The sequence below is a fragment of the Eggerthella sp. genome, assembly GCF_048329335.1.
GTDB classification, from domain to species: domain Bacteria; phylum Actinomycetota; class Coriobacteriia; order Coriobacteriales; family Eggerthellaceae; genus Eggerthella; species Eggerthella lenta.
This window is the reverse complement of sequence record NZ_DBFEGU010000447.1, coordinates 1-6,815: the sequence shown is the minus strand read 5'-3', so window position 1 is coordinate 6,815 and position 6,815 is coordinate 1. Positions and strand designations below refer to the sequence as shown.

The 6,815-nt window shown below is 67.6% G+C and carries 7 protein-coding genes; all 7 read left to right on the top strand.

Annotated elements, in window-relative coordinates:
* The first annotated feature begins 96 nt into the window (after positions 1–96).
* Positions 97–804: a B3/4 domain-containing protein gene (locus tag ACMO6A_RS13640; RefSeq protein ID WP_021409589.1), complete on the top strand. Its 708-nt coding sequence runs from the start codon at positions 97–99 to the stop codon at positions 802–804.
* A gap of 204 nt (positions 805–1,008) precedes the next feature.
* A complete protein-coding gene (locus tag ACMO6A_RS13635) occupies positions 1,009–2,355 on the top strand; it encodes a DNA polymerase IV (RefSeq protein ID WP_009304688.1) in 1,347 nt (448 codons plus the stop codon).
* A gap of 354 nt (positions 2,356–2,709) precedes the next feature.
* Positions 2,710–3,021 (top strand): outer dense fiber protein 1, encoded by a 312-nt coding sequence (locus ACMO6A_RS13630; RefSeq protein WP_418471428.1) that lies wholly within the window; start codon positions 2,710–2,712, stop codon positions 3,019–3,021.
* A 313-nt stretch (positions 3,022–3,334) separates the two neighbouring features.
* Positions 3,335–3,775, top strand: a complete 441-nt coding sequence (locus tag ACMO6A_RS13625; protein ID WP_009304686.1) for a GNAT family N-acetyltransferase — start codon at positions 3,335–3,337, stop codon at positions 3,773–3,775.
* A gap of 67 nt (positions 3,776–3,842) precedes the next feature.
* A complete protein-coding gene (locus tag ACMO6A_RS13620; RefSeq protein ID WP_156788358.1) occupies positions 3,843–3,983 on the top strand; it encodes a hypothetical protein in 141 nt (46 codons plus the stop codon).
* Positions 3,984–4,060: 77 nt separating this feature from the next.
* The gene (locus ACMO6A_RS13615) at positions 4,061–4,753 is read left to right on the top strand and encodes a pentapeptide repeat-containing protein (protein ID WP_009608364.1); all 693 of its coding nucleotides are present in this window, start codon (positions 4,061–4,063) and stop codon (positions 4,751–4,753) included.
* A 48-nt stretch (positions 4,754–4,801) separates the two neighbouring features.
* On the top strand, positions 4,802–6,815 hold a 2,014-nt coding region (locus ACMO6A_RS13610), incomplete at its 3' end, for a cation-translocating P-type ATPase (RefSeq protein WP_418471427.1).

Here is a 6,815-nt window from a genome sequence, read left to right as displayed (position 1 = left end):
TACGGCGAAACCTTTCAAATGCTCGATGCCTCGCACGTCGTCGGGTACAATGAAACGCGGACTAGAAGGAGCAGGGAAGACGAAGGAGAGCGAATCATGGCATCGTTTGCAATCGAACCGGCGTTTTGGGAGCTGTTCCCCCAGGCGGAGATCGGCATTGTGGTGGCTCGGGGCATCGACAACGCGCACGAGTCGAGCGAGGACGTGAAGGCGGCGCTGGTCGAGGCGAACAAAGCGGCGCTCGCCCACGTGCCCGATCCCACCATCAGCAAGAACCCCGCAGTGGCGGTGTGGCGCGAGGCGTTCCAGCAGTTCAAGACGAAGAAGGGCGCGCGCTCGTCCATCGAGGCGCTTCTGAAGCGCGCGAGCGGCGGCCGAGAAGTGGGCTCCATCAATCCGCTCGTGGACATCTACAATACCGTGTCGCTGACGTACGCGCTGCCGTGCGGCGGCGAGGACATCGACACGTTCGCCGGCGACCTGCGCCTCACGGTGACACAGGGCGGCGACGCGTTCCGCGCGCTGGGCGACGAGGCCGATTCCGAGACGCTGCCGGGCGAGGTGTGCTACCTCGACGACGCCGGCGCGGTGTGCCGTTGCTGGAACTGGCGCGACGGCGTGCGCACCATGCTCACCGAGAGCACGACGAACGCGTTCCTCATCCTGGAATCCGTCGACCCGGCGCGCCACGACGACCTCGCAGCGGCCCTCGACGATCTTGCGGCCCGCACCCAGGCGGCCCTCGGCGGCGAGATGGAATCCCATATCGTGACGAAGGACAGCCCGGCGATCGCCCTGTCGTAAGCGCGCTCGTCGCTTCCGTGCAACCCTGCGGTTCTGCCGCCTTTCCGGTGCGACCGTAGGGCTGCACGCTTATATATCACCTGATCAATAGGCATATCTCGTCGCTGAAACTCCATGGTCTGTTCGCTTGTGCGCCGCGCTTCAGTGTGCGAACATTCGTTCTCCAAAGAGATCGAGACGCGGTGCGGAAGGCGGCGAGGAGCTATGGCGGCGACAGGAGAGGTGCGGGTTCCCGAGACGTTCGGCGGCCGCGTGATCGGCTCGCCCGAAGGCGCCGGTGCCCGCCGGGTGATCTTCCATTCCGACATGAACGCGTTCTACGCGAGCGTCGAGCAGGCCGAGCGGCCGGAGCTGCGGGGCGTGCCGCTCGTGGTGGGCGGGCACGAGGAGCTGCGCCACGGCATCGTGCTGGCGAAGAGCGCGCAGGCGAAAGCGGCGGGCGTCAAGACGGGCGAGGCGCTGTGGGAGGCGCGCGCGAAGTGCCCGGGGCTCGTGGTGGTGCCGCCGCGCTACGAGGTGTACCAGGCGTACTCGGCCATGGCGCGGCGCATCTACTACCAGTACACCGACCTCGTGGAGCCGTTCGGCCTCGATGAGGCGTGGCTCGACCTCACCGGCTCGCTGCCGCTTCTGGGCGGTGACCCGGCGCGCACGGCCGCCGAGATCAGCGGCCGCATCAAGGCCGAGCTGGGCTGCACGGTGTCCGTCGGCGTGTCGTGGAACAAGATATTCGCGAAGTTCGGCAGCGACTTCCGCAAACCCGACGCCATCACGTTCATCACGCCGCAGAACTACCGATGCCGGGTGTGGGAAGCTCCGGTGAGCGAGCTTCTGTACGTCGGCGCCGCCACGCGCGCCAAGCTGCACTCGTCGGGGATCGACCGCATCGGCGAGCTGGCGTGCGCCTCGCCCGAGCTGCTGCGCCGCCGCCTGGGCAAGATCGGGCTCGTGCTGCGCGCGTTCGCGCGGGGCGAGGATGCGACGCCTGTGAAGCCCTACGACCAGGCCAGAAACGAGGTGGACCGCACGGTGAAGAGCTTCGGCAACGGCCTGACCGCGCCGCACGACATCGTGAGCGCGTCCGACGCGAAGGCGCTCGTCTACCTCTTGTCCGAGTCCGTGGCACAGCGGTTGCGTGAGGCGCGCTTCCGCGCGTCCACGGTGTCCATCGGCGTGCGCAGCGCGCGCGACCTGGCCAGCTACTCGCGCCAGACCACGCTGCGCCGCGCCACGAACGTGACCGGCATCGTGGCGCGCACGGCCTGGGGGCTGCTCGCGGCCAACGAGCCGCTGGACGGCGAGCACCCTTTGCGCGGGTTGCACGTGCGCGCCTCGAACCTCGAGCCGTGCGATGCGCCGCAGCAGCTGGAGCTGGCCTTCGACGCGCGCCGGCGCATGTTGGAGGACTTGGACGAGACGATCGACGACCTGCGCCGCCGCTTCGGCAACACCTGCATCCAGCGCGGCGCGGAGCTGCTGGACGAGAGCCTGCTGGGGCTGGACATCAAGAAGGAGAACGTCGTGCATCCCGTGGGCTACTTCTACGACTGAAGGGGGGCGAGGGGCGGGTCGTCCTCCTGCGCGGAGGCCGTGCCCTGCCCGTCATCCTGGGCAAGCGAAGAGGTCTGCGGCTTCCGCTCAGGATGACGACCTGCGGCCCCTTCGACGCGCGACGGGCCGAAGCGGGAGCAAAAGGGGAGCCCTGGCAGTTTTTCAAGGGCTCGTCGACATCGAGCGGGCGACTCGTTTTCGCCCGTCAGGCGTTTCTCGGGCGGCGGGGAGGCCGTGCGACGGTTTTCGGTCGTGAGATTGTCAGGGCTCTCAATTTGCGCCCAATCGGGCCGGCCGCCGACGAAGCGTCGGGCGAAGAGCGCGGATCGGCAGGATGGAGAGGGGAGCGGGGGCATGGTGCAGGGCATAGCGGCGCGGCGGAAGCGGTATGTGGAGGTGGAAGCGACGTTCCTCGAAGATGGGCGCATCGTGCCGCGCGCCGTAATTTGGCATGACGGACGGCGCGTCCCCGTGCGCGCCGTGCTGGGCGTGCGGCGGTGCACGTCGCTCAAGGTGGGCGGCGAGGGCGTGCGCTACGACGTGCTGGTGGGCCATGCGCATACGTTCCTGTTCCACGAGGAGCCCCGCTGGTTCGTGGAGGAGATCGTGTACGAGCCGCTCGACCCGCTTCTCGACGGCGGGGCGTGCGCCTGGGGTGCGGACTGAGGGTTCGCCGGTTCAGCGGGCCACTTCGGCGGCGGGTGAGGCGAAATCCGGTCTCCTGCGGTAAAAATCGATCGGTTTGGTAATCCTGGCGGGGCCCGAACCGTCGCTTCAACGGTCGACGAGTTCCGCCTTCGCGCGTTTGCCCAGGTCGGACGTTTCATCAGAAAATGAAATCGAAATGGTGGGATTACCAGACCGCCTCGTTTTTACCTCTCGATCGCGATTTTCGCCGCATCGAACTTGGAGGCGGGTGGCGCCGCTGCGCCCTGGTCGCGTAGAATGGAATCGTCAGAGGGCTGGGAAAGGAGCGAGCATGCATATCGAAACGCCGGGCGAGCGCTCGTCCGAGCTGGTGGCCGCACTGGTGGACGTGTGGGAGCGCTCGGTGCGCGCCACGCACGACTTCCTCGCCGAGGACGATATCGTGGGGCTGCGCCCCGAGGCGGAGTCGGGCATCGCGGGCGTCGAGCGGTTGACGGTGGCGTACGACGGCGGTGCGCCGTGCGGGTTCGCGGGGTCGCAGGACGGCAAGCTGGAGATGCTGTTCGTCGCGCCGGAGGCGCGTGGGCGCGGTGTCGGGCGCGCGCTGTTGGCGCATGCCGTGGAGCATGCGCGCGTGCGCACGCTCGACGTGAACGAGCAGAACCCCCAGGCCGTCGGGTTCTACGAGCACGAAGGGTTCGTCGTGGCGGGCCGCTCGCCCGTCGACGACGCCGGCCGTCCGTTCCCGTTGCTGCACATGCGCCTGGTCTGAGCCGGCGAAGAGGAGGCGCGCGATCGCGACGGCATCCGCCATCGCGCTGGGAGCGCTTGCGGTGGCCGTGCTGCTGACCAGCCTCGCGTGCTACCTGCTGTACTACCGCTTGGAACCGCGGCGTGCCTACGTGGCGGGGGCCGTTCCGCTGGCCGCGGTGGGTCTGTTCGCCGCGGCGATGGCCGTCGTGGCGGCGTTGATTCGATAAACGGTGGAGGCTCGCAGACGCGGAGGCGAGCTCACGGGCGCTTCGGTATACTGGTCGTGCGAAGAAAGGAACCCCGCATGACCGAGTCCGCACGCCGATCTGCCGATACCCGGCCGCCTCGTCCGGCCCGTCCCGACATTCCGGGCGAGCTGACGGAGGTGGACGACCTCGCCGGCTGGATCGAGCGCGACAACGGCGGCGACCTGCGCGTGTCCCATGTTCTCGTGCGCGGGGACGCGGCCGAGGGGGCCGACTTCTCCCTCGTCGAGCTGACCGAGTCCCGCGTGGAAGGGTGCTCGTTCGTCGGCTGCGATTTCGACCGGGCCATGGCGTCCGACGTGGCGTTCTCGAACTGCGATTTCTCAAATTCCACGTTCTCCCAGGCGAATTTCACGCGCTGCACGTTCTCGTCGTGCAAGTTCACGGGCGCCGACCTGCTGGAGGCGGTGCTGTCGCGCGTGGAGGTGCGCGATTCCTCGTTCGCCTACGCGTCCGTCGCGAAGGGGAAGCTGGAAGACGTGAGCGTGAGATCCACCGACTTTTCCGGCGCTGACTTGGCCGAGCTGCGACAGCGCCGCGTCGAATTCGACGACGTGCGCTTCGCGGGCACTAGCTTCTTCCGTGCGAGCTTGAACGGTGTGGATTTATCCTCGTGTCGATTGGCCGATATCGTGCTGTCGGATACGATGGAGGAGCTGCGCGGCTGCTCGATGGACCTGTTCCAGGCTGCCGGCATCGCGCGCCGACTGGGCGTAAACGTCAAAGACTAGCGAATCGCGCGGCGCCGGGCGCCCGCGCAACGTGAGGAGTTTCGAAGCATGGACGAACAGGTGCAACCGCGCGGGCTGAGCGCGGCAGAGGTAGAGGAGCGGGTTGCCCGCGGCGAGGTGAACGTGGATGCCGGCGTGCACACGCGCTCCGTTCGCCAGATCGTGCGCGAGAACACGCTCACGCTGTTCAACGCCATCAATGTGATCCTGGCCGTGTTCGTGCTGGTCACCGGTTCGTACAAGAACATGCTGTTCATGGTGGTCATCGTGTGCAACACGGCTATCGGCATCGTGCAGGAGATTCGCTCGAAGCGCACCACTGACCGTCTGTCCATCGTGGCCAGCTCGAAAGCCACCGTGCTGCGCGACGGCGCGCGGACGGAGCTGCCGCTCGACCAGTTGGTGCGCGACGACGTCATCGAACTGGGGCGTGGCGACCAGATCCCCGCCGACGCCGAGGTGGTATCGGGCACGTGCGACGTGAACGAGAGCCTGCTCACCGGCGAGAGCAAGCTGGTGAAGAAGCGCCCGGGCGACGAGCTGATGAGCGGCTCGTTCGTGAACGCGGGCATCGTCCTGGCGCGCGTGGTGCACGTGGGCGCCGAGAACTACGCGGCGAAGATCAGCGCCGAGGCCAAGCAGCACAAGGCCGTGAACTCCGAGATCATGAACAGCCTGAACCGCATCATCCGGTTCGTCAGCTTCGTCATCTTCCCGCTGGGCGCGTTGCTGTTCGCGCGCCAGCACTTCCTCGGCGGCGTCGAGACCAACGGCGCCATCCTATCCACGGTGTCGGCGCTCGTGGGCATGATCCCCGAGGGGCTCATCCTGCTCACGTCCACGGTGCTGGCCGTGGCCGTGGTGCGTTTGGCGAAGTCGAAGGTGCTCGTGCAGCAGCTGTACTGCATCGAGACGCTGGCACGTGTGGACACGCTGTGCCTCGACAAGACGGGCACCATCACCACAGGCAAGATGGAGGTGGAGGCAGTGTGTCCGGTGAAGGGCGTCGGGCAGGACGCGGTGGACGCGGCGTTCGCCTCCATCGCCCGTGCGGACGATGATCCGAACGACACGGCGCTTGCCATCGTCGAGCACTATGCGCGAAGCGGCGTCGGCTCGCTGCGGCCCGTCCGAACCGTCCCGTTCTCGTCCGACAAGAAGTGGTCGGGCGCGACGTTTGCGAACGGGGAGAGCTACGTCATGGGCGCCGGCCAGTTCATTCTGGGCGATGCGTTCGTCGAAGTGGCCGAGCAGCAGGAACGGCTGGCCGCCGACGCGCGCGTGCTGTTGCTGGCGCGCGTGGAGGGCTTCACCGAGGACGGCGATCTGGCGGGGAGGCCCGAACCGCTGGGATTCGTGGCCATCCACGACCAGATCCGCGCGACGGCCGCGCAGACCATCGGCTACTTCAAGGAGCAGGGCGTCGACCTCAAGGTGATCTCGGGAGACGATCCGCGCACGGTGTCGGGCATCGCGTCTCAGGTGGGCGTGCCAAGGGCCGAGGCGTACGTGGACGCGACCACGCTGGCCGACGACGCGGCCATCGCCGAGGCCATCGAGCGCTACAGCGTGTTCGGCCGCGTGAAGCCCGAGCAGAAGAAGGCGTTCGTCGTGGCCCTCCAGGAGAAGGGCCACATCGTGGCCATGACGGGCGACGGCGTGAACGACACGCTGGCGCTCAAGCAGGCCGATTGCAGCGTGGCCATGGCGGCCGGTTCGGACGCGGCGCGCAACGTGGCGCAGCTCGTGCTCGTGGACAACGACTTCGCGGCCATGCCGAAGGTGGTGGCCGAGGGGCGGCGCTCCATCAACAACCTGCAGCGCTCGGCGTCGCTGTTCCTGGTGAAGACGCTCTTGTCCATGTCGTTGGCGGTGCTGTTCGTGCTGCTGCCGTGGCAGTACCCGTTCCAGCCCATCCAGATGACGCTCATCAGCGCGTTCACCATCGGCATCCCGTCGTTCGTGCTGGCGCTCGAGCCCAACAGGGACCGCATCCGCGGCCGCTTCCTGGAGAACGTCATCGTGAAGTCCATCCCCGGCGCCGTGTGCGCGGTGCTGGGTG

Bases quoted from the DNA above. Each gene is read 5' to 3' on its own strand.
- ACMO6A_RS13625 (WP_009304686.1), top strand. From the start codon at position 3,335: ATGCATATCGAAACGCCGGGCGAGCGCTCGTCCGAGCTGGTGGCCGCA.
- ACMO6A_RS13635 (WP_009304688.1), top strand. From the start codon at position 1,009: ATGGCGGCGACAGGAGAGGTGCGGGTTCCCGAGACGTTCGGCGGCCGC.
- ACMO6A_RS13630 (WP_418471428.1), top strand. From the start codon at position 2,710: ATGGTGCAGGGCATAGCGGCGCGGCGGAAGCGGTATGTGGAGGTGGAA.
- ACMO6A_RS13615 (WP_009608364.1), top strand. From the start codon at position 4,061: ATGACCGAGTCCGCACGCCGATCTGCCGATACCCGGCCGCCTCGTCCG.
- ACMO6A_RS13640 (WP_021409589.1), top strand. From the start codon at position 97: ATGGCATCGTTTGCAATCGAACCGGCGTTTTGGGAGCTGTTCCCCCAG.